The 21152-nt window shown below is 62.6% G+C and carries 17 protein-coding genes and 2 tRNA genes; 11 read left to right on the top strand and 8 right to left on the bottom strand.

Translation table 11 applies throughout. The annotated features are described in order from the left end of the window. The first annotated feature begins 153 nt into the window (after positions 1–153). The 4 genes from HME9302_RS07825 to HME9302_RS07840 all read left to right on the top strand — a co-directional run bounded on the left by HME9302_RS07825 (position 154) and on the right by HME9302_RS07840 (position 3219). Positions 154–1866: a histidine kinase dimerization/phospho-acceptor domain-containing protein gene (locus HME9302_RS07825; RefSeq protein WP_115366556.1), complete on the top strand. Its 1713-nt coding sequence runs from the start codon at positions 154–156 to the stop codon at positions 1864–1866. A 57-nt stretch (positions 1867–1923) separates the two neighbouring features. Continuing rightward, entirely contained in the window at positions 1924–2925 is a 1002-nt protein-coding gene (locus HME9302_RS07830; protein ID WP_115366557.1) for a polysaccharide deacetylase family protein, read from the top strand. Positions 2926–3023: 98 nt separating this feature from the next. Then, positions 3024–3100: transfer RNA gene (locus HME9302_RS07835), tRNA-Ile, on the top strand. Between the two features lie 42 nt (positions 3101–3142). Next, positions 3143–3219: transfer RNA gene (locus HME9302_RS07840), tRNA-Pro, on the top strand. A gap of 18 nt (positions 3220–3237) precedes the next feature. Here HME9302_RS07840 and HME9302_RS07845 read toward each other — a convergent pair. Then, on the bottom strand, positions 3238–3861 hold the full coding sequence (locus HME9302_RS07845; RefSeq protein WP_115366558.1) for a glutathione S-transferase family protein: 624 nt from the start codon (positions 3859–3861) through the stop codon (positions 3238–3240). An 83-nt stretch (positions 3862–3944) separates the two neighbouring features. Here HME9302_RS07845 and HME9302_RS07850 point away from each other — a divergent pair, with 83 nt between their 5' ends. Then, on the top strand, positions 3945–5324 hold the full coding sequence (locus HME9302_RS07850) for an MATE family efflux transporter (RefSeq protein WP_115366559.1): 1380 nt from the start codon (positions 3945–3947) through the stop codon (positions 5322–5324). Here HME9302_RS07850 and HME9302_RS07855 read toward each other — a convergent pair. Together HME9302_RS07855 and HME9302_RS07860 are read right to left on the bottom strand one after the other, a co-directional pair. Continuing rightward, positions 5321–6340, bottom strand: a complete 1020-nt coding sequence (locus HME9302_RS07855) for a L,D-transpeptidase family protein (RefSeq protein ID WP_115366560.1) — start codon at positions 6338–6340, stop codon at positions 5321–5323. The genes HME9302_RS07850 and HME9302_RS07855 overlap by 4 nt on opposite strands. A 48-nt stretch (positions 6341–6388) precedes the next feature. Further along, positions 6389–7753, bottom strand: coding sequence for a M28 family peptidase (locus HME9302_RS07860; protein WP_115367581.1), 1365 nt, complete (start codon positions 7751–7753; stop codon positions 6389–6391). A gap of 112 nt (positions 7754–7865) precedes the next feature. Here HME9302_RS07860 and ettA point away from each other — a divergent pair, with 112 nt between their 5' ends. Beyond that, positions 7866–9545: an energy-dependent translational throttle protein EttA gene (ettA, locus tag HME9302_RS07865; RefSeq protein WP_115366561.1), complete on the top strand. Its 1680-nt coding sequence runs from the start codon at positions 7866–7868 to the stop codon at positions 9543–9545. Positions 9546–9595: 50 nt separating this feature from the next. Here the strand turns inward: ettA and HME9302_RS07870 are convergent, their stop codons facing one another. Continuing rightward, positions 9596–10174, bottom strand: a complete 579-nt coding sequence (locus HME9302_RS07870) for a PNPOx family protein (RefSeq protein WP_115366562.1) — start codon at positions 10172–10174, stop codon at positions 9596–9598. Between the two features lie 206 nt (positions 10175–10380). Here HME9302_RS07870 and HME9302_RS07875 point away from each other — a divergent pair, with 206 nt between their 5' ends. Further along, positions 10381–11472, top strand: a complete 1092-nt coding sequence (locus HME9302_RS07875; RefSeq protein ID WP_230079918.1) for an RcnB family protein — start codon at positions 10381–10383, stop codon at positions 11470–11472. Between the two features lie 70 nt (positions 11473–11542). On the opposite strand, the gene HME9302_RS07880 is transcribed toward HME9302_RS07875, so the two are convergent. Then, positions 11543–12124 (bottom strand): cytochrome b, encoded by a 582-nt coding sequence (locus HME9302_RS07880; RefSeq protein WP_115366563.1) that lies wholly within the window; start codon positions 12122–12124, stop codon positions 11543–11545. Between the two features lie 117 nt (positions 12125–12241). On the opposite strand from HME9302_RS07880, the gene HME9302_RS07885 reads away from it, so the two are divergent. Further along, entirely contained in the window at positions 12242–12919 is a 678-nt protein-coding gene (locus HME9302_RS07885; protein WP_115366564.1) for a prolyl hydroxylase family protein, read from the top strand. A 6-nt stretch (positions 12920–12925) separates the two neighbouring features. On the opposite strand, the gene HME9302_RS07890 is transcribed toward HME9302_RS07885, so the two are convergent. Beyond that, on the bottom strand, positions 12926–14557 hold the full coding sequence (locus tag HME9302_RS07890) for a lysine--tRNA ligase (protein ID WP_115366565.1): 1632 nt from the start codon (positions 14555–14557) through the stop codon (positions 12926–12928). Positions 14558–14627: 70 nt separating this feature from the next. Next, on the bottom strand, positions 14628–15797 hold the full coding sequence (locus tag HME9302_RS07895) for a GGDEF domain-containing protein (RefSeq protein WP_115366566.1): 1170 nt from the start codon (positions 15795–15797) through the stop codon (positions 14628–14630). Between the two features lie 253 nt (positions 15798–16050). On the opposite strand from HME9302_RS07895, the gene HME9302_RS07900 reads away from it, so the two are divergent. Both HME9302_RS07900 and HME9302_RS07905 read left to right on the top strand, forming a co-directional pair. Next, positions 16051–18828, top strand: coding sequence for an ATP-dependent DNA helicase (locus tag HME9302_RS07900; RefSeq protein ID WP_115367583.1), 2778 nt, complete (start codon positions 16051–16053; stop codon positions 18826–18828). After that, positions 18825–19352: a SixA phosphatase family protein gene (locus HME9302_RS07905; protein ID WP_115366567.1), complete on the top strand. Its 528-nt coding sequence runs from the start codon at positions 18825–18827 to the stop codon at positions 19350–19352. The genes HME9302_RS07900 and HME9302_RS07905 overlap by 4 nt, the downstream gene beginning before the upstream one ends. 46 nt (positions 19353–19398) lie before the next feature. Here the strand turns inward: HME9302_RS07905 and ubiA are convergent, their stop codons facing one another. After that, positions 19399–20340, bottom strand: a complete 942-nt coding sequence (gene ubiA / locus HME9302_RS07910) for a 4-hydroxybenzoate octaprenyltransferase (protein ID WP_115366568.1) — start codon at positions 20338–20340, stop codon at positions 19399–19401. 47 nt (positions 20341–20387) lie between these two features. Here ubiA and HME9302_RS07915 point away from each other — a divergent pair, with 47 nt between their 5' ends. After that, a complete protein-coding gene (locus HME9302_RS07915; RefSeq protein ID WP_115366569.1) occupies positions 20388–21146 on the top strand; it encodes a 16S rRNA (uracil(1498)-N(3))-methyltransferase in 759 nt (252 codons plus the stop codon). The last annotated feature ends 6 nt before the right edge of the window (positions 21147–21152 follow it).

A 21152-nucleotide genomic window follows, 5' to 3' on the forward strand; every position in this document is an offset into this window, starting at 1 on the left:
GTCAGCAACGGCCCGTCCCATGGCTGTCTAAAACCCCTAAGCAGGTGCTTGCCCAATGGCCTTTCCCAGTCATGTTGCCCCATCAGTTTGCCCGGGCGACACGACGTCCACTTTGCCCTGTGACCTCTATCTACGGAGCCCGATACCCCGTTCATGCTGTTCGACGACCGCCTTACCACCGTATTGCGCCAGCGCGCCTCGGGTGATCGTGCGGCTCGAACGCAGTACCGGCAGTTGCTGGATCTACTCGGCAGTCGCAGTGCCATCCGGGACGATAGCCTGCTGGAAGCGGCGTGGCTGCGGCTTTCAGCGCTTGGCGAGATCATTCCGGTAAAGGAACGGGCAGCAATCCTGCGCGAACCGGGCCTTCGTATCCGCCGCCCCGAACTGGTGCTGCATCTTGCCGATGGGGAGCCGGAGCTGGCCGCAGCCGTAATCGAGGCGGCCCGGCTGGCGGAGGATGAGTGGGAACCGCTGGTGCCACGCTTGCCCATCCGCGCACGCGGTTTCTTGCGCCTGCGCCGCGATCTGCATCCGGCAACCAACGATCTGCTGGAGCGACTGGGAGTACAGGATCGCGGCCTTCCGGAACCCGTAGCCGAAGCTGCGTCCCGCGCCGCCGCTGCCGACCAGGTTCGTCCGCCATCGAAGTCCCGCCCCCAACACTCCCCCAAACTTACCCCGCAGCCAACGAAACAGACAGTCTCTATCCCACCGCCGCCACGCGAAATCAGCGAGATCGGTGCGATCGTGCAGCGGATCGAGGCCTTTCGCCAACAACGCGAGGCCCCCGCGAACGACCACCCCCGCCTGCCGTTGGGCGATCCGGACACCTTGGCGAGCAACGCGGCCGAACAGGTGCAGCGCTTTGCATTTACCGCCGATCCGAACGGGCGCATCGACTGGGCTGATGATGATGTCGCGCCGATGGTGGTGGGCACGCGCCCGCCAGAACTTGCGCCCAACGTCCTGCGCGGCAGGCCCGTACAAGCTGCGACCACGCATATCAGCGGAGCAGATGCGGTGCACGGGGCCTGGGTGGTCGATGCAGCCCCGCGCTTCTCTGATCGCGGTGCATTCCTCGGTCATGCGGGGATGTTCCGCCGTCCGTCCGCGCCTGACGAGGCAGGTGAGGCTCGTGCCGAAGCGGACCGCGTGCGGCAACTGCTCCATGAACTGCGTACGCCGGTCAACGCCATCCAGGGCTTTGCCGAAGTCATCCAGCAGCAATTGTTCGGCCCTACTCCGCATGAATACCGCGCCCATGCTGCCGCGATTGCCGGCGACGCGGCGCGCATCCTGTCAGGCTTCGAGGAAATGGACCGGCTCGCCCGGCTGGAAACCAGCGCGCTGGATATCGAGCAAGGGCAGAGCGACCTCGGCAACAGCATCACTGCTATCGCCGCGCAGCTTCGACCAGTGCTGGCACAGCGCGACGCCGGAATTGCAGTCCAGTCCGGTGGTATCAGCTCTACCGTCGTGGGAATTGCACCTGCAGAAACCGAGCGATTGGCATGGCGGCTGCTGGCGACCGTGGCGGGGAAGCTGGCGGCGCGCGAAACGCTCGCTCTGCAGTTCACATCGGATGGTGACCGCAATGTTACCCTCGTCTTCAACCTGCCTGCCTCTCTGGCGAAGCAGGACGATATTTTTGCCAGCACTGCGCCTGCCGCCAAGCCTGCGCTGAGTGCCGGAATGTTCGGTTCGGGCTTCGCCCTGCGGTTGGCCCGAGCCGAAGCAAAGGCAGCTGGCGGAACCTTGCAACGCGATGGTAACCGGCTTGAGTTAACGCTGCCCGCTTACACCGGTATGGCAAATGGCGATTCGGTCAGCAAGCAGGATGAAGCAGGCGAACAGGCGGGGTAGTCTCCGGCTCATATCCGGGCCTTGGAGCCTGCCTGTTTTGCGAAGCAAGGGGGACGTATGGACCGCAGCATCATCGACCCACCCGCCGCCGGCAGTGCGGCGCGCTTTCCCGCCAACTTCGGCACACGCTCGCTGTTGACGGTCGATACGGAGGAGGAGTTCGACTGGAACGCGCCCTTCTCCCGAACCGCTCACAGCCTCGATCATGTACCTCGCATCGCACGCTTCCAGCAATTTTGCGAAGGGATCGGGGTATCGCCTGTCTACCTTGTCACATGGCCAATCGTTCAATCAGATCTGGCCGTGGATATTATCGGCACAGCGGTAAAGGCAGGCAAGGCGGAGATCGGCATCCAGTTGCACCCCTGGGTAAGCCCGCCTTTTGACGAGGATATGTCGGTCGCCAACAGCTTTGCTGGTAATCTTCCCCCAGCGCTGGAAAAGGCGAAGTTCTGCGCCTTGCGCGATAGTATCGAACAACGGTTCGGGCAGCCGCCGATGATCTACCGTGCCGGTCGCTACGGATTGGGTCCAAAAACGGCGGCGTTGCTGCGCGACACCGGGATTGCGATCGATACCTCTGTCCGTGCCAATTTCGATTATCGCACTGGCGATGGGCCGGATTATTCCCGGCACCCGCTCGATCCCTATTGGGTGGACGGACCCGGCAGCCTGCTCGAATTGCCGGTGACCACTGTCTTCGGTGGAATGTTGCGCAAGCAGGGCCGCCACCTGTTTCCGCTACTAGCGCGGCTGCCTAAGGGACTCGCGATTGCCTCGCGGCTGGGGATGCTGGAGCGTATTGCTTTGACGCCGGAAGGAGTGACCACACAGGAAGCGGCGCAGGGCGTTGATATTGCGATCGACGACGGATTGCCGCTGCTCGTGTTCAGTTTCCACAGCCCATCCCTGGCACCGGGCTTCACCCCCTATGTTCGAACCGAGGCCGATCTCGACCGGCTGTATGACTGGTTTCGCAGCATCTACGACCAGATGGACGCACGCGGAGTTCGCCCCGTTTCGATTGCGGAACTGATGCGAACGGTCGAACAACAATAAACGAAATGCGCAAGCATTTGACGACAACGCTTGCGCAGGCTCGCCGCCGGTTGTAACGCGCCAACTTCGCAGTCGGCGGACCAGATCGGCGGCTGCGGGGGCCCGTAGCTCAGTTGGTTAGAGCTGGCCGCTCATAACGGCTAGGTCGCGGGTTCGAGTCCTGCCGGGCCCACCACGCTTGCAAGGGCGTTACGGGCCGTAAAGGGCGAAAAATAGTCGGGGAGTGGCGCAGCCTGGTAGCGCATCTGTTTTGGGAACAGAGGGTCGCAGGTTCGAATCCTGTCTCCCCGACCATTTTTCTTACATCCCTCGTCAGACAGCTTCCATGTTCTGACGGGCGAGCGCCTTCTTCACACCATCATCGGCCTGCATCCGTTCGCGAAACTTCGCGAGTGCCGGATAGTCGTCGATCTTTAGCGGGGTCAGTTCGATCCATCGGGTGAGCACGTAAAGATAGGCGTCTGCGAAGCTGCGTTTGCCGAGATAATGGTCGCCGCCATTTTCCTCCAGATTGCCTTCCAGCCGCTCGTAATGCTTGGCCAGCTTTCCGTAGGTCTTCTGCTTCACCGCTTCCTGCGCCGCTTTATCATCGGCGAAGGACTGTGCCGCGAAATGCGGGCCGTAATCGGCGTGCACTTCCGACGTCATGTAGGACAAAGCCTCCGCTTCGCGGCGACCCAGTTTGGTGTCGCGGGCATAGCTTTCCTTTCCGTACTCGGCACCCAGCCAGGACAGAATGGCGGACGCTTCGGTCAGGACGTCGCCATCCTCGAACGTGACGGCTGGCACCTTCCCCTTGGGATTGATCGCCAGATACTCGTCCTTTTTCTGCTCGCCGTGCTCCATCACTTTCACATCGACCGGCGCGTCGAGCCACGCAATCGCAATATTGGGCGCAAGAGCGCAGGTTCCGGGCATCGTATAAAGTGTGGGCATGGTGCGGGTCCTTCGTTTTTACAGCGCGCAATTGTCGGCGCATTCTTGCAATCAAGCTGCGGGACGGCGAAGCGGTTCCGGCAATGGCCACTCCCACCCCCCGAAAGTTCAGCCGGCCCCAGGCCGGAGCGATCGATACGCGCGCAATCTGGGCGATCGCACTGCCTGCCATGGTCACAAACGTGGCGACCGCACTGATAGGGATCGGGGACATCTGGATCGTCGGACGTCTGGAAGATGCCGCCGCACAAGGCGCGGTCGATGTGGGCGCGCGATTGTTTGCAGTGCTGTTCACTGTGATGAACTTCTTGAAAACCGGAACGACGGGACTGGTGGCGCAGGACGGCACCCGGGCCGCCACCAATGGCGCGTGTATGTCCAGTGCCGAGGCGCAGGCGGCCACGCTGGTGCGCGGGCTGGCTATCGGCGCTGCGATAGCGACAGCGTTGCTCCTCCTGAAACCGGTGTTGCTGCCAGCCATGCTGGACGTGTTGGGCGCGGACGGCGCGGTGCTGGGCGCGGCGCGCGCCTATGCCGATATCCGGTACTGGAGCGCGCCGGGTGTCATGCTCAACCTGGCGCTGATCGGCTTTTTGGTGGGACGGCGCCAGATGAAAGCGGTGCTGCTGTTCGAAGTTGCCTACAACTTCGTCAACGTAGTGTTGGGGCTGTGGTTCGTGCTGGCGCTCGACTTCGGCATTGCAGGGATCGGCTGGTCCAGCTTCATTGCCGAATATGCCAAGCTTTTCGCCGTGCTGCTGTTTGTTGTTGGCGGAACGCGCGGTGCGCCGGTGCTGGCTGCGCTGCGTCGCCGGTCGGTGCTGCGGTGGGAGAAGCTTGCCCCTTTCCTGTCGGTCAATCGCGACCTGTTCTTCCGTACTCTCGTACTGGCTGTATCGCTCGCGGCGCTGACGCGGATTTCGGCGGATCGCGGGGCGGTAACCCTGGCCGCCAACGGTATCATCTACCAATTGTTCGTGTTCAGCGCGCTGCTGCTCGACGGGTTCGAAAATGCCGCACAGGTGTTGAACGGCGAAAGACTGGGAGCGAAAGACCGCAAGGGCTTCAGCGCTTACACGCGGGCCATCTTGTTGCGGGGACTAAGCGCAGCGGTGATCGTCGCGGGTGTGTTCGCGCTGTTCGGTGGGCCAATCCTTGCAAGTTTCGCGGCAACGGATGCGGTTGAGGCGACCGCGCGCAACCATGCGATATGGCTAGTCGTCATACCCTTCGCAGGCGTAGCCAGCTTCGTATTCGACGGGGTTTTTGTCGGGGCCAGCTGGACCCGCGCGTTGTTCGGTACAATGGCCGGTGCGGCGGCGGTTTACGCGCTGTCGCTATGGCTGACATGGAACTGGGGAAATGACGGGCTCTGGTTCAGCTTCACGCTGTTCCTTGGCCTGCGCGCCATTCTCCAGGCGACGATCATGCCGCGCCTGCTTCGGCAAAGTTTCGGCGCCTAGACGAATTTTACGGGCGTGCCGCGCTTTACGGCTTTCATCAGTTCCCGCGCATCCCAGTTGGTCAGGCGGACGCAGCCATGGCTGTTGGTCTTGCCGATCAGCTGAGGGTCGGGCGAGCCGTGAATGCCATAACCATCCTTGCTCAAATCGATCCACACACCGCCCACGGGATTGTTCGGGCCAGCAGCAATCATGAACTTCTTGTCCGGACCCCATTTCTGATCGTCGGGATCGAATGTATAACTTGCGGCAGGCGCAATCGCGTTGACTTCCATGTCACCGCTAGGGCTCGGAAAGTCGCTGCTGCCGATAGTGGCGGGAAAACTAGCCAGCAGCTTGCCATCCTTGTCGAGCGCGACCAGCTCGCCATCACCCTTACGAATTTCAATCACGGCGATGTCGATATCGAGGGGTGCGGTGCGGCGGCTGACCACGTTCAGCTTGTCGCCAGCCTTTAATTTCCCAAAATCGACTTTCGGGTTCATGGCCTTCAGGAAATCCTGATCCATATGGAAGTTTTCCGCAAACCGTTCGAGCGCGGTGGTGTAGCTCAAACGCTTCAACTTCGACTTCGCTTCGAAATCGTTGGGAATCTCGACGAATTCATAATTCATATCTTTGTCCGTCACCGTGTAAGTGCGGAAGATATCGCCGGTCTGGCTGTCGAGCAGGCTGCGGATCAGCTTAGTATCGATGTGTGTGCCGTCCTTCAGCCCGTTTGCCTTGCGGTAGGCTGCAATGGCACGTTCGGTGTTGCCACCGCCCCGGCCATCGATGACACCGGGCGAATGGCGGCTGCGATCCAGCATCACCTGGATGGCGATATTGCGGACATCACGCTTGCCAAGGTCGGATTTCTTCAACCCCTTCGGCAGTTTCACCGTCAGCGGTCCATAATTGTCGGTGACCCGGCTTGCGCTGGACGACGATGAGGACTGCGCCTGCACGGCCGGCGATGCGGTCAGAGCGATGGCGGTGAGCGAAACGGCGGCGAGGCTGGCTGTAATGATACGCATGATCAGGTAACTTACCGCCCCCTGATTGTATCCCGCACCCAGGAAATATCAGGGCTTTATCGCTCCCGGCTCGTTGGCGAGAATGCGCGCGACTTCGGTCCAGACGGCCACATTCTGCCGCAATTGCACGGGATCGATCTTATCTAGCGTATCGTCTGGCGTGTGGTGCAGGTCGAAATAACGGGTGCCGTCCTGCTGCAAATCGATAATCGCGGTTTTCTGGTCGCGGGCGATGTTGATGTCTGCGCCGCCGGTCGCCACGATGCTACTGTCCGCCACGCCGAAGCGCGCGATGGAGGCGGCGATCTTCGCGTGGAGATCGGGGTTCGTATCGCGGAAATTGCTTTCGAAGCGCCAGATGCGGTCTGCGCCAAAATCGCTCTCCAGCGCCACCGCGATGGGTTCATCGAGATGCGCCTTTGAATATTCGATGGAGCCGAACAGGCCGACTTCCTCAGCGCCCGCAAACAACACCCGGATAGTACGCAATGGCTGGCCGTCACGGCTGGCGTGTTTGGCTGCTGCCGCTACGATGCCGCAACCGGCCCCATCGTCGAACGCGCCGGTGCCGTTCCACCAGCTATCCAGATGACACGCAAGCAGTACCGGCGGCAGCGCTGGATCCCGGCCAACGATTTCGCCCACCACATTGCCGCTGGTCGTCACGCCCAGATCGCGCGGTGTCAGCACCAGCTTCATGGTTATGGGCTGGCCATTCGCCCGATCGAACATGCGTTCCAGATTGGCTGCATCCGGTAGGCTCAGCGCGCCGGCCGGGGTCGCCTCGACACCGCGAAAGCTGGTGCCGCCTGTATGCGGGTTGCGGTGGTAATCCGTGCCCACCGACTTGATGACCGTGGCGACAGCGCCCTTTCCGGCGGCGATACCCGCCCCGACCCAGCGCGCCGGCCCGGCAAAGCCATATTGCGAACCGTCCTGCGTGGGCGTCATGCTGTGCGAGATATAGGCGATCTTGCCGGCAAGGCTGCCATCGGGCGCGGCGCGCAGTTCTGCCACGTTTCCGAATTCCACTACTTCCGCAGTAATCCCTTCCGGCTCGGTCGACACGCTGTTGCCGAGCGGAGCGATCACGAAGGGCTGCGGAAACGGGCTGACGATTTCGGCGCTGGGGTTCTTGCCCGGCACCCAGGTCGGCATTTCGAAAGGCTCGTCCGCCACATTGGCAAAGCCGTTCGCTTTCAGCCACGCCACCGCCCAGTCACGCCCGCGTTTTTCCGCCTCGGTCCCGGCCTGCCGCGGGCCTACTTCGGTCGTAATACCTTCCACGAAATCATATGCGATCGTGTCCGATGTCAGAGCCGTAGCGGCGGCGTCCAGGTGATCGTCTGCAAGGGCGATGTGCGGGATGGATATGGCGGTGAGAGCGGCAAGCGCGTAAAGGCTGGTTTTCATGGCCGCGTTGCTATCGACGCCCGCGCCCCAAGTCCAGCTTGCCCGCACGCACGCGAACCTCTATCTCCGCGGCAATCCCATTTTTGCCAGATCGAATTGAAGAGGACGCCCGATGGCCGCCCAATACGCATACGTCATGAAGAACATGACCAAGACTTTCCCCGGTGCGAAGAAGCCGGTGCTGTCCGACATCAATCTGCAATTCTACCAAGGCGCGAAAATCGGTATTGTCGGCCCCAATGGCGCGGGCAAGTCCACGCTGATCAAGATCATGGCCGGCATCGACACCGATTATCAGGGCGAGGCATGGGCAGGCGAGAACATCACCGTCGGCTATCTGGCGCAGGAGCCGGAGCTGGACGAAAGCAAGACCGTGCTAGAAAACGTCAAGGATGGCGCACGCGAGGCGGCCGACATGGTGGACCGTTTCAACGCGATCTCCGCCGAAATGGGCGACCCCAAAGACGACACCGATTTCGACACCCTGATGGAAGAAATGGGCGTGTTGCAGGAAAAGATCGACGCGGTGGACGGCTGGACGCTCGACAACCAGCTCGAGATCGCGATGGAGGCGCTGCGCTGCCCGCCATCGGACGCCAGCGTTGCAAACCTGTCAGGCGGCGAAAAACGCCGCGTTGCGCTTACCCGGTTGCTGATCCAGAAACCCGGCATCCTGCTGCTCGACGAACCGACCAACCACCTCGACGCCGAAAGCGTGACCTGGCTGGAAAACCATCTGAAGGAATATGCCGGCGCGGTGCTGATGATCACCCATGACCGCTACTTCCTCGACAATGTCGTCGGCTGGATCCTGGAGCTCGATCGCGGCACCTATTATCCGTACGAGGGTAATTATTCGACCTATCTCGACAAGAAAGCCAAGCGGCTGGCGCAGGAAGACCGCGAAGATTCCGGCCGCCAGAAAGCCTTGTCGGAAGAGTTGGAATGGATCCGGCAGACGCCCAAGGGCCGGCAGACCAAGTCCAAGGCGCGCCTCAAGAAATTCGAACAGTTGCAGGACGCGCAGGACAGCCGCAAACCGGGCAAGGCGCAGATCGTGATCCAGGTGCCCGAACGGCTTGGTTCCAAAGTGATCGAGGCGAAGGGCCTGACCAAGGCCTATGGCGACAAGCTGTTGTTTGAAAATCTCGACTTCATGCTGCCACCGGGCGGCATCGTCGGGATCATCGGCCCGAACGGCGCAGGCAAATCCACCCTGTTCCGCATCATCACCGGGCAGGAAGAACCCGACAGCGGCTCCATCAGCATCGGGGAAACCGTGCATCTCGGCTATGTTGACCAAAGCCGCGACGATCTGGATCCCAAGAACAACGTCTGGCAGGAAGTTTCGGACGAGCTCGATTACATGAAGGTCAACGGCCACGACATGAGCACGCGTGCTTATGTGGGCGCGTTCAACTTCAAGGGCGCGGATCAGCAGAAGATCGTCGGCAAGCTGTCAGGCGGTGAGCGCAACCGCGTGCACATGGCCAAGATGCTGAAAGAGGGCGGCAACGTCCTGCTGCTCGACGAGCCCACCAACGACCTCGACGTGGAAACCCTGCGCGCGCTGGAAGACGCTATCGAAAACTTCGCCGGCTGCGCAGTGGTGATTTCGCACGACCGCTTCTTCCTGGATCGGCTGGCGACGCACATCCTCGCCTTCGAAGGCGACAGCCATGTCGAATGGTTCGAAGGCAACTTCGAAGCTTACGAAGAAGACAAACGCCGCCGCCTAGGCGATGCAGCGGATCGGCCGACGCGGTTGGCTTATAAGAAGCTGACACGGTAATTTTCGGCGCGGGGCGGCGATGGTCCGCCCCGTTGACGTGCAAGTGTACTTTAGGGTGAAACCCAGCGCCCACCCCCACCATCGGCCAGATCGAAAACAGCGCGCCGGTGACCGGTATGCGCGAGGCTGAACCAGTCCGCCCGTTCGATCCGAACGAGCAGGATGGCGAAATTCGTGCGCGCCGGTAGCAGCTCCTCATCGGTTGGTTCGACACCCTCGAAGCGTTTCGGCAGGCCACTTGTCGGCACATCGGACACCGCGCCGGGCCCTTCGCCAAGATAGCAGCGGCGCGCAAAATTGTCGCTGTTCGCCCAGGCCGAATCGACAAGTGGCGTGCTGCGTTCGATGCTGGCCGTGCCGCGCAGGCGCAGCTGCAGTTTCTCGCCCCGGTCGTAGCCTACTATGCCGACTGCCGGGTTGCTTTCTATCACCACAACTTTTGGTGAGCGGACATCCGTGTGGAAACGCAGCGTCCAGCTCCCCGCGTCGAACGCGCGCACCACCATCACCCGCGCATCGGTATCGCTCGTGGCCACAATCGGCGTATGCAGCGGATTACGCCGGTTGGCAGCAGCATCCGCAAGGCGGCTGGCAATGTCGGCGCGAATATCATCCAGAGTTTCAATCATGGCTGGCACACGCGCATGAGGTGCGCCTTTGTCAAGCGGTGGCCACCGACTAGCGTTGCGCACCACAGCATGCTGTTCAGGATAAACGCCCCCAATATGAACAACAACCGTAACACTTTGTTCAGATATGGGTCAGTGTGCATTGCCTACAACAGCTTATCAAATCGCCGCGCAAGGTGGGGGCGGCACGCTAACGGAGGGCGGCAATGACTATCGATACACTTTTGAAAGGTTCCGGCATGGCAGCAATTGCTGCCGTGTTGGCCTTTGGGGCAACACCGGCGGCGATGGCCGCGGTTGCCGCGACCGAAGCGGCTGCCGAACGGCCGGACCGGGAGCGTGGTTATACTCGCGACAAGCAGACGCGCGGTGAGCGTCGGGCTGCGCGACAGCAGCGGAAGGAAGCCCGCAGTGAGCGTCCACGCGCTCGCAAACAACAGGCCGCACCCCGCCGTGCCCCAGCGAGAGCTACACAGCAGCAACGTCAGGCTCGCCGTGCAGCAGTTGCGCCTAATCGCGCCCGCAATGTCGATCGTGTCGATGCGCGCCGTCAGGCGGCAGTACGCCAACAGGCCGCGCAGCGCCGCGATAACGCTCGCCGCGACAGATCACAGCGTAGTGATCGCGCCGACCGGTTCCGCCGGGGTGATCGCCGCGGCGGTGTGACGGACCAGACCCGCCGGATCGAGCAGGCGCGCCGCGATGCAATTCGCAACAATCGCGGTGACTACCGCAGGGATGCTAGGCGTGATGCACGACGGGATGCTAGGCGCGATGCTCGCCAGGACGCCAGGCGCGATGCCCGCCGTGATGCGCGGCAGGATGCAAGGCGCGACGCACGGCGCGATCGCCGTCAGGACGCGCGTCGGGACGCTCGCCGTGATCGCAGGCAGGACGCCCGCCGCGACTGGCGCCGCGACCAGCGTCAGGATGCGCGCCAGGACTGGCGTCGTGACCAGCGCCGCGAGGCACGCCGCGATGCGCGCCGTTGGAACCGCCAAGCCTGGCGCAACAACAACCGGTACAACTGGTACAATTACCGGAACAATCACCGTAACGTCTTCCGTCTGGGCCGGTACTATTCGCCGTATCGGAATTACCGCTATAGCCGCCTGAACGTCGGGTTCTTCCTGGGGAGTGGGTTCTACAGCAGCCGTTACTGGATCAACGATCCATGGAATTATCGCCTTCCGGCCGCCTATGAAGGTTATCGCTGGGTCCGGTATTACGACGATGTGCTGCTGGTCGATACCTACACCGGCGAAGTGGTGGACGTGATCTACGACTTCTTCTGGTAAGACATCAGTGTAGGATAGAGGTGACAGACGAAGCCCTCGCAGCTGGATCGCTGCGGGGGCTTCGTCACGTTTACGGCTCTATCGTCCTGGCGGGCGCACCGCCGACCTTGCCGAAAGGCAACATTCGGAAGATACCGCCGTCTCTGTCGAAGAACGTATGTTTCAGCGCACCCAGAATATGCAGCGCGACGAGATACACCATGATCTCGCCACCGGTCCCATGAATGCCGAAAATCGTCTCCGCCAATGCGCTGTTCTCGCCCACCGGGAGCGGCGGCATCGTAAACAGGCCGAACATGTCTATGCTCCGCCCGGCCAGCGAGTTTGCCAGCCAGCCGCCGATCGGCAGCCCGATCAAAAGAATGTAGAAAACGAGATGCGTGGTCCGGGCAAGCACCCGCTCCCACGTTTTGTAGTTGGCGGGCAATGGCGGAATTTTGTGCGTGAGGCGCCATGCGATGCGGCCCAGCGTCAGCACCAGGATGGTAATGCCCAGCGCCTTGTGATCTGCGAAGATGGCGATCGCTTCGCTGCGAGTGGCGGCATGTTCGGCATTTTCGGCCAGCCGCCAGTTCCAGATGACCGCCACGGCAATTACCCAGTGAAACAGCATCGCGGCCAGCGAATAACGGTGTTTGGCAGTCTCAGTCATCGCGCGCTCCTATGGTTGATGACCGGCAGAATAATACGCTGGTACGAGTATGGCAAAACTACGCGTATCTGCATAAGCTTCGATTGTAGATAAGCGCGAGCTTGTTACACTGGCACGATGACGATCACGCACACCACATTACCCGCGCCGGACAAGGCTGCCCTCGCCCGCCAGGGTCGCGCCGTGCGCAAACGGTTGCAGGCCGATCCACGCGCCTACCAGGTACCGACGGACAAGGCGGAAATCTTTGCCTTCGGGGACTTTCTTACCGCGTCGGAATGCCGCCGACTGACCGGCCTGATCGACGATATCGCCACTCCCAGCCAGCTGCATGAGCAGGCTTATGTGGAGGGGTTTCGGACGTCATACTCGGGCAATTTCGACCCCCATGCGCCGTTCATTCGCGGCATCTCCCGCCGGATCGACGATCTGCTGGGCGTGGACGACAATATGGGCGAGGCGATTCAGGGGCAGCGTTATCTGCCGGGCCAGCAGTTCAAACCGCACAATGACTGGTTCTATACCGACCAGGATTATTGGGAGATCGAACGCAAGCGCGGCGGGCAGCGCAGCTGGACGGCGATGGCTTTCCTCAACGAAGTGGAAGCCGGCGGCACCACCGATTTCACCGAAGTCGGTATCTCCATCGAACCCAAGCCCGGCGTGCTGCTGGTCTGGAACAACGCCCTGCCCGACGGGATGCCCAACGAAGATACGATGCACGCCGGCACCCCGGTGGAAGCAGGCGTCAAATACGTCATCACCAAATGGTATCGCACGCGCAAATGGAATTGAGGGTGGTCAGTCCGCCGACGTAAGCGCGTCCCCGATCAGTCTGCGCGCATTGTCGATCCCGTACAGCGCGATGAAGCTGCCCATGCGCGGACCCTGCTGCGATCCGAGCAGGATTTCGTACAGCGCACGGAACCAGTCGCGCAGCGTTTCGAAGCCATAGGCCTCGTCCTTGCCGATCTCGTAGACGATGGTCTGCAAGTCTTCCGCAGGCGTGTCCGCAGGCATTTCCGCCAGCCGTGCATCGAGCGCGCGCAATGCGTCGGCCTCGGCACCGACCGGTGCGCGTCGCTGCAGCGTCGGGGCCACGAAGTCGCGATTATATGCGAGAGCGTTTCCGACCAGCTCATCGAGCTGGGGGTGCTTCGCAGGATTGGCATCCGGCACGTAATTCGCCAGATAGGACCATACCTGCTCGCGCGTGGCTTCCGCCCCAAGCACACCCACCAGATTGAGCAACAGGCTGTAGGTGACCGCCAGACTGTCCGCCGTGACCACCAGCGACCCTTCCGACGTTACGCGGTCCAGATGCCAGACCGGATTGCCGAGCTGCTTGTCGAGCGATTGTTCATCCAGCCGTTCACGAAACTGCCAGTAATCGTCGACCGCACGCGGTATCACGCCGCCGTGAAGCTGCTTGGCGCTCTTGGGATTGGGAAAGATGTAGAAGCCCAGCGATTCGTCGCTGCCATAAGTTAGCCATTGTTCGATGGTCAGCCCGTTGCCCTTTGACTTGGAGATTTTTTCGCCCTTCTCGTCCAAGAACAATTCGTAGATCAGGCCTTCCGGCTTGCGGCCGCCCAGCACTTTCGCGATCCGCCCGGACTGGACGCCGCTGTCGGTCAGGTCCTTGCCATACATTTCATAATCGACGCCCAGCGCCACCCAGCGCATCGCCCAGTCGACTTTCCATTGCAGCTTCGCCTGACCGCCCAGCGCGGACTGCTCCACCGTGTTGTCGTTCTCGTCCTGAAAGCGGATAGTTCCGGCTTCCGCATCGACCACTTCCACCGGCACCTGCAACACCACGCCCGTTTCAGGGCTGACCGGCAGGATCGGGGAATAGGTCTTGCGGCGTTCCTCCCGCAGTGTCGGAAGCATAATATCGAGGATGGCGTCGTTGCGGCGAAGCACGCCCCGCAGCGCATCGTCGAACCCGCCCGAAGTGTAACGCTGCGCGCCTGACACAAATTCATAGTCGAAGCCGAACTGGTCGAGGAATGCGCGCAGTTGGGCGTTGTTATGCGCGGCGAAACTTTCGTGATCGGTGTCGAACGGATTGGGAATCCGGCACAGCGGCTGGCCCAGATGCGCGTGAAGCATCTGCTGGTTCGGCAAATTGTCCGGTACCTTGCGCAGGCCGTCCATATCGTCGCTGAAGGCAACCAGCCGAGTCCTGCCGTCTTCAGGCTTCGCGCCGATGATAGCCTCGTATGCGCGGCGTACGAAAGTGGTGCGCAGGACTTCCTGAAATGTACCGATATGCGGCAGGCCCGACGGCCCGTACCCCGTTTCAAACAGCACGGGCTCAAGATTACCGTCCGCGCCCTTCTTGCCATCGGGGTAGCGCTTAGCAATGCGCTGCGCCTCGATGAACGGCCAGGCCTTGGAACTGCGCGCTGCTTGCATGAGATCGGTCATGCCAAGCGCTTTCGCCGAGGCGGGATTATGTTGCAAGCGCGAAGGCAGGCGGCGTGTTTTGCGAACGGGCTTATGGCTGCCGTGCAACGATGCGATTGCGGCCCTGTTGCTTGGCTGCATACAGAGCCTCGTCCGCCAGCCTCAGGACGTCGCTTGCCGGAACGCCGGGTTCCCGCTGCGTCAGTCCGGCCGAAAAGGTAATCATCCCGAGTTCCTTGCCGGTGCGGCGATCTTTTAACCGGCGCTCGCCCATGGATGCGCGGGATTGATCGAGGTGCCTGTGCGCATCATCCAGCGCCAAACCTTCGAACAGCAAGGCGAACTCCTCCCCGCCGTGCCGCGCGACATAACAATCGGCGCCGGTTGTGCGGGAAAGATGCTGGGCCACCTCGCGCAGCACGCGGTCGCCCGTATCGTGACCATAAGTATCGTTGAACTGCTTGAAGTGATCGATGTCGCAGAACCCTACGCAGATGGGCGGTGCGTTGTGTTTCGCATGCGCCGTATCGCCATCATCTGCCGGTCCGTCATTCTCGCGGATCGCCAGTTCCAGCCGCGTGGCGAAGGCCCGGCGGTTGGGCAGGCCCGTCAAGTGATCCTGCGCCGCCTGCCTGCGGGCCTTGTCGAGATCGCGGCGCATGGTGCCGGCGCGTTCTTCGGTTTCGATCAGTTTGCCGTGCAACGTGCGCGTGTGGCGAACCATGCCCTGCACCAGATCGACCAGGCTATCCAGGTCGCTCCCCTTGCCTTCGCCGATCCTGTTACCGCCCTGCTCCAGCGTATCGCCGTAATCCGAGGTGGCAGTGCTGGCGCTTTTCGCGGCGTGTTCCAGGGCGACGGCCTGCTGTTCGAGATCGTGCAGCAGTTCTTCGTTCTGCTGGCGCTCGTTCGTGCGCCGGCCCTGTGCGGTCAGTCCCTCGATCCAAGGCTGCGTGATACGCTGCCCCGCATCTTCGCGTTCGCGCACCTTGCGGACCAGCGTTAAATCGCTGCCGACCACGAAATCATGTGCGGCGCGCAGGGTTGCAGGTGTTACGCCGAGACGGTGGCTCGAAAGAAACTGGCCGATATCTGCGAGCAGTTGTTCGTCATGCCCTTGCGGCGGTTCCTCCACGACGGCGGGGCTGGAGAACATTCCGATCAGGCGGTCGATCGCTCCCGGCGCCTGCACAGCAGCGCGGCCGGCAATATGGCTTGCGGTGGTGGGGGCTGCTTGCCGGGACGGGTGAGGATCGCGCATCGGGCAACAATAGGGCTGCGGGCCTCAATAGGCGGCAATCATGAGTCTCCGCATAACCCCCTAATTCGCGCTCTACCGCCAGCCCCTCCGAACCCATCGAACGTGCAGCATGCCGCCTTGAGCGAGGAGCTGTGTGTTTACTTTTCGTTCCTCCTGCCGCATCGCTCCGCGCGTGAGCACCGCGCACCTTCCCGACAACAATGCATTCCCGCTGGCGCTGCCCGCAATTCACGCCAGCCATGCCGGAACGTGGATGCGAACAGGTGGCGAAGGGTCCACGACACGCGGCGTTTCGAAGGGCGACGCGGTGACGGCAGCGGCGGATACTCCGATGCTGATGCTGAACGCGCCGCTTGTGGCAACACGGCTGGGCTATCCCGACTTGTCGGGCCTCGATCTGCTGGAACTGTTCGCGTTCGTGCATCCGGCGCAATTCTGCGTGCCTACGCCCAAAGGGCTGGCATCGGCGCTGGACCTGGCCGAACCGGTGGGCGACGATGCGGTGCCGCTATTGCTGCAACAGGCTGCAGGTGTGTTGCTGGCGCGGTGCCAGCGCGATGACTGGGCGGAGCGCGAAGGCGGCTGGTCCGCGCTCCAGTCGCTTATCCGGATGCGCTGGCCCTGGGGGCAGGTGCTCGCCCCGCATATTCGCCGACCGGACAAGGCGGAACGCTGGCTGTTCGCTACATTGCCGGAATGGGAAGAGGCGCCCGAACGCCCGCAACCTGCGCAGGTTGCCATAGGACAGGCGGAGACCGAGGCGGAACTGGCACGGTTGACCGGTTCAGGCGCTGAAAAGCGTGAGGGCCAGCGGCATTATGCGCGCGAGACAAGCCGGATATTCGCGCCCCGGGCCAAACGCGGCGAACCGCACATGATGCTGGCGCAGGCAGGCACCGGTATCGGCAAGACGCTGGGCTATCTCGCGCCTGCTTCGCTATGGTCGAAAGCTGCACAAGGCACAGTCTGGGTCAGCACTTTTACCAAGAACCTGCAACGCCAGCTTCGCAGCGAAAGCGCGCGCGCATGGCCCGACACCCGGCCCGATGGCAGCCGCCCGGTGGTGGTTCGCAAGGGCCGCGAAAACTATCTTTGCCTGCTCAACCTGGAAGACGCGTTGCAGGGCGGTTTCGGCGGACGGGCGGCAATTCTGGCGGTTCTGGTGGCCCGGTGGGCCGCCTTCACCCGCGACGGGGACATGATCGGCGGAGACATGCCCGGCTGGCTCGGTACATTGTTCCGCCACCGCGCGATCAAATCGCTGACCGACCAGCGCGGCGAATGCGTTTACGCCGGCTGTCCGCATTACAAGAAGTGTTTCATCGAACGCGCCGCGCGGGCGAGCGCACAGGCCGATCTCGTCATCGCCAACCATGCGCTCGTCATGGTCAACGCGGCGAGAGGGGGCGCGGCGGGCCGTGACCATGCGCAACGCCCGACCCGCATCATTTTCGACGAGGGACACCATGTGTTCGAGGCGGCCGACAGCACCTTCGCCGCCGAACTGACCGGACGTGAGGCGATCGAGTTGAAGCGATGGGTGACCGGGCCGGAACGCAAAAAAGGAAATCGCCGCCGCGGTTTGGCAGCGCGCCTGGCGGATGTCGCCTCCTACGATGATGCGGGCGGGCAAGCGGTCGAGGACGCCGTGACCGCTGCCGAACTTTTGCCCAGCGAGGGTTGGCTTGGCCGGATCAATGACGGCGAACCATACGGACCGATCGAGTCGCTGTTCGCTGCCGTGCGCGCGCTGACCTATGCGCGCGATGAAAGCGGCACTGATGCGGGATACGGGATCGAGACCGAAATTGCGCAGCTACCCGGCGATTTCGTGGAAGTCGCCCAGCAGGCGGAAATCGCGCTGGCAGCGCTGCGCACGCCGCTCGTCAAACTGGGCGGCAGGCTGGAGGCGATCATGGAAGATGCGCCCGACTGGCTGGATGCGCAGGGCCGCGCACGGATCGAGGGCGCGCGCCAATCGCTTGCCTGGCGGGTGGATCTGCTCGCCGCATGGGAAGCGTTGCTGTCACGGCTGAGCGGACCGGCAGACCCCGAATTCGTGGACTGGCTGGCAGTCGACCGATCAGACGCGCGCGAATACGACATCGGGTTACACCGCCGTTGGCTCGATCCGATGAAGCCGTTCGCCCGCACGGTGCTGGAACCTGCGCATGGCGTAATGCTCACCAGCGCCACCCTGGCCGAGCGCGCCGAAACGGCCGACGACCACGGCAACGCGCAGGACTGGACAAGCGCCATTTCTCGCAGCGGAGCGGCGCATTTGCCTACACCGCCGCTCATCATGTCGGCGCAAAGCCCGTTCGATTATGCCGCCCGTGCCGAAGTGCTGATCGTGACCGACATCAAGCGCGGCGACCTGCCCGCGCTTGCCGGTGCCTATGCGCGTATTATTGAAGCGGCAGAAGGCGGCGTGCTGGGCCTGTTTACCGCCATCCGCCGGTTGCGCGTGGTGCATGGCCGCATCGCGGACCGGCTCGCACGATCCGGCCTGCCGCTTTACGCGCAGCACGTCGATCCGATCGACACCGGCACGTTGGTAGATATTTTCCGCGACGATCCCAAGGCCAGCCTGCTCGGCACCGATGCGCTGCGGGACGGGGTGGACGTGCCGGGCGAATCGCTGCGCTGCGTGGTGATGGAACAGGTGCCGTGGCCCCGCCCCACGATCCTCCACCGCGCCCGACGCCTGGCTGTCGATGCGGACGCTACGGGCCGGCCCGGCGGCGGAAAGGCGCATGACGACCGTATCATCCGCGCGCGGCTGGCGCAGGCATTCGGGCGGCTGATTCGCAGCCGCGACGACGCCGGACATTTCGTGGTGCTGTCCTCCGCTTTCCCCAGCCGCTTCCTCAGCGCCTTTCCCGAAGGCACGCCCGTTTTGCGCCTTTCGCTGGACGAAGCCCTCACCCGCATTGCTTTGGGGATGGGAAAGTCCGGTGGTGACGCTATGGCAGATATAGGGGCGGACATAAGCAACGGCGCCCAACCTGCCGCAGAGGACAATCCGTGAAATATCTTGGTCTTATCCGGCATGCGAAAAGCGATCATGATGATCTGGGTGTGCGCGATTTCGACCGCGGCCTGAACGATCGCGGGCGGCGCGGCGCGGCGTTGATGGGGCGGCATATTGCGGAACACGATCTGCACTGGGACAAATTGTTCGCCAGCCCCGCCGCGCGCGTGTTGCAGACGTTGGAAGCTTCCGGACTGGACCTCGATCCGGCATTCGACCGTGCGCTGTACCTCGCCAGCGCGGAGACCATTCTTGACCTGCTGCGCGAACAGGCAGGCGAGGCGGCAGCCGTGCTGGTGGCCGCGCACAACCCCGGCTTGCAGGACATCCTTTTGAAGCTGGTCGCCCCGGCAAAGGAAAACGCACTGTTCGACGAGGCGGCCCGCAAATACCCCACCGCAACCTTCGCCGTGCTGGAATTGCCGATCGACGATTGGACACAGCTGGAAAACGAGACGGCCGAACTCGTCCATTTTGCCCGCCCGCGCGATCTCGATCCCTCGCTGGGTCCGGAGGGCTGATTTAGCCCGGCGCTCCGCGTCTTATTACCATTATCCGCGCAACCGTTCAGGCGTTGCCCACTACGAAGCAGGCCGCCGCGACCAGAGCGCCAGTCCAACGGTTCGAGCGAAACCGGGCGAGCGGATTGTCAGGATCGTCCGCATCCAGCGTCATCACTTGCCCGGCCAGATGCAGCGCGGCGGGCACCAAAGCGACCAGCGCCACCCAGTCTTCCCGATACGTCCAGAACGCCGCGCCCCACAGCGCCAGCGCCAGCGCATAGAACAGCGCCACGCCGCCCGTCACATGGCCGCCCAGTCGCAGCGCGCTGGACTTAATACCTACCAGCGCGTCATCTTCGCGGTCTTGGAGGGCGTAGATCGTGTCGTAGCCGATCACCCAGAATATTGTGCCGGCATAAAGCAGCGCCACAACTTCCAGTTGGTCCGTTCGCACGGTCAGCCAGCCGACCAGCGCACCGAACGAAAACACCATGCCGAGCCATGCCTGCGGCCACCAGGTAATGCGCTTCATGAAGGGATAGGCCGCAACCAGCGCTAGGCTGCCAAGCGCTGCAAACTGCGCCGGACGCGGCAGTTGCAGCAATACAATCAGGCCGACGCCGCACAGGACGAACAGCCATATCCAAGCCGCCTTGCGCGATACGCGTCCACTCGCAACGGGGCGGTTGGCCGTACGCGCCACCTTGCGGTCCAGCCCCGCATCCATGATGTCATTATAAACGCAGCCCGCCCCGCGCATGGCGATTGCACCCAGCAGAAACCACAGGGCCAGACCCCATTGCGCGCCGCCTCCGGCAAGCCACAATCCCCACAGGCAGGGCCATAACAGCAGCCACCAGCCGATCGGCCGGTCGAAGCGTGTCAGCATGGCCAGATCGCGTGGTCCCTGTGGTAGACGTGCGACCAGCCCGCGATGCTCGCTGTCGGGGACGATATCCGGCTCGCCGGTTGATGCGTCGGGGGTGCTCGTCGGGGGGGTGCTCATCGACGCCAGCCTAGCGGCATCGATGAGCCTCGTCTAACGCGCAAGGCATGCCCGCAACCCCCGCCTGGCCGCCCCGAAGCGCTCCCCGCCTGTTCGTTTCCGGCGAAATACATCTGGGCGAACCGGTGATGCTGGACGGCAATGCCGCGAATTACCTCGCCCGCGTAATGCGAGTGACCGCGGGTGACGCCGTAATCATGTGCGACAACATCACCGGAGAATGGGCCTGCCGCGTGTTGGGCGCAGAGCGGCGGAGCGTGATTGTCGAGCCGGTAGAGCGCTTGCGACCGCGCGAGCCCGTGCCCGATCTATGGCTATGCCCTGCCCTCCTCAAGAAAGACCGCTTCGACATGGTGCTGGAAAAGGCCACCGAACTGGGCGTCAGGGCAATCAAGCCGGTGCTGACCCGCCGCTGTGTGGCGGACAAGCTCAACTTGGACCGTGCAAGAACGCAGGTGACCGAAGCGGCGGAGCAATGCGCCCGCACCGCGCTTCCCGAAGTTACTACGCCGGTAAAGCTGGACGCGATGCTGCGCGAATGGCCGGCGAACCGCGCGTTGTTCTTCGCCGACGAAACCGGTGGGTCTACCGCTGCCGAAGCCTACGCTGCATATTCCGGCCCCGCCGCCATCCTGATCGGACCTGAAGGCGGCTTCGACGATGCGGAACGGACTGCCATTCGCGCTCATCCACAAGCGTGCGCAATCTCGCTCGGTCCCCGTATCCTGCGCGGCGAAACAGCTGCCATCGCGGCCATATCGCTGTGGATGGGTACGGTCGGCGATTGGTGCTTGCCCATTAGATAGCAAGAT

The sequence above is a fragment of the Alteripontixanthobacter maritimus genome (genome assembly GCF_003340475.1).
GTDB classification, from domain to species: domain Bacteria; phylum Pseudomonadota; class Alphaproteobacteria; order Sphingomonadales; family Sphingomonadaceae; genus Alteripontixanthobacter; species Alteripontixanthobacter maritimus.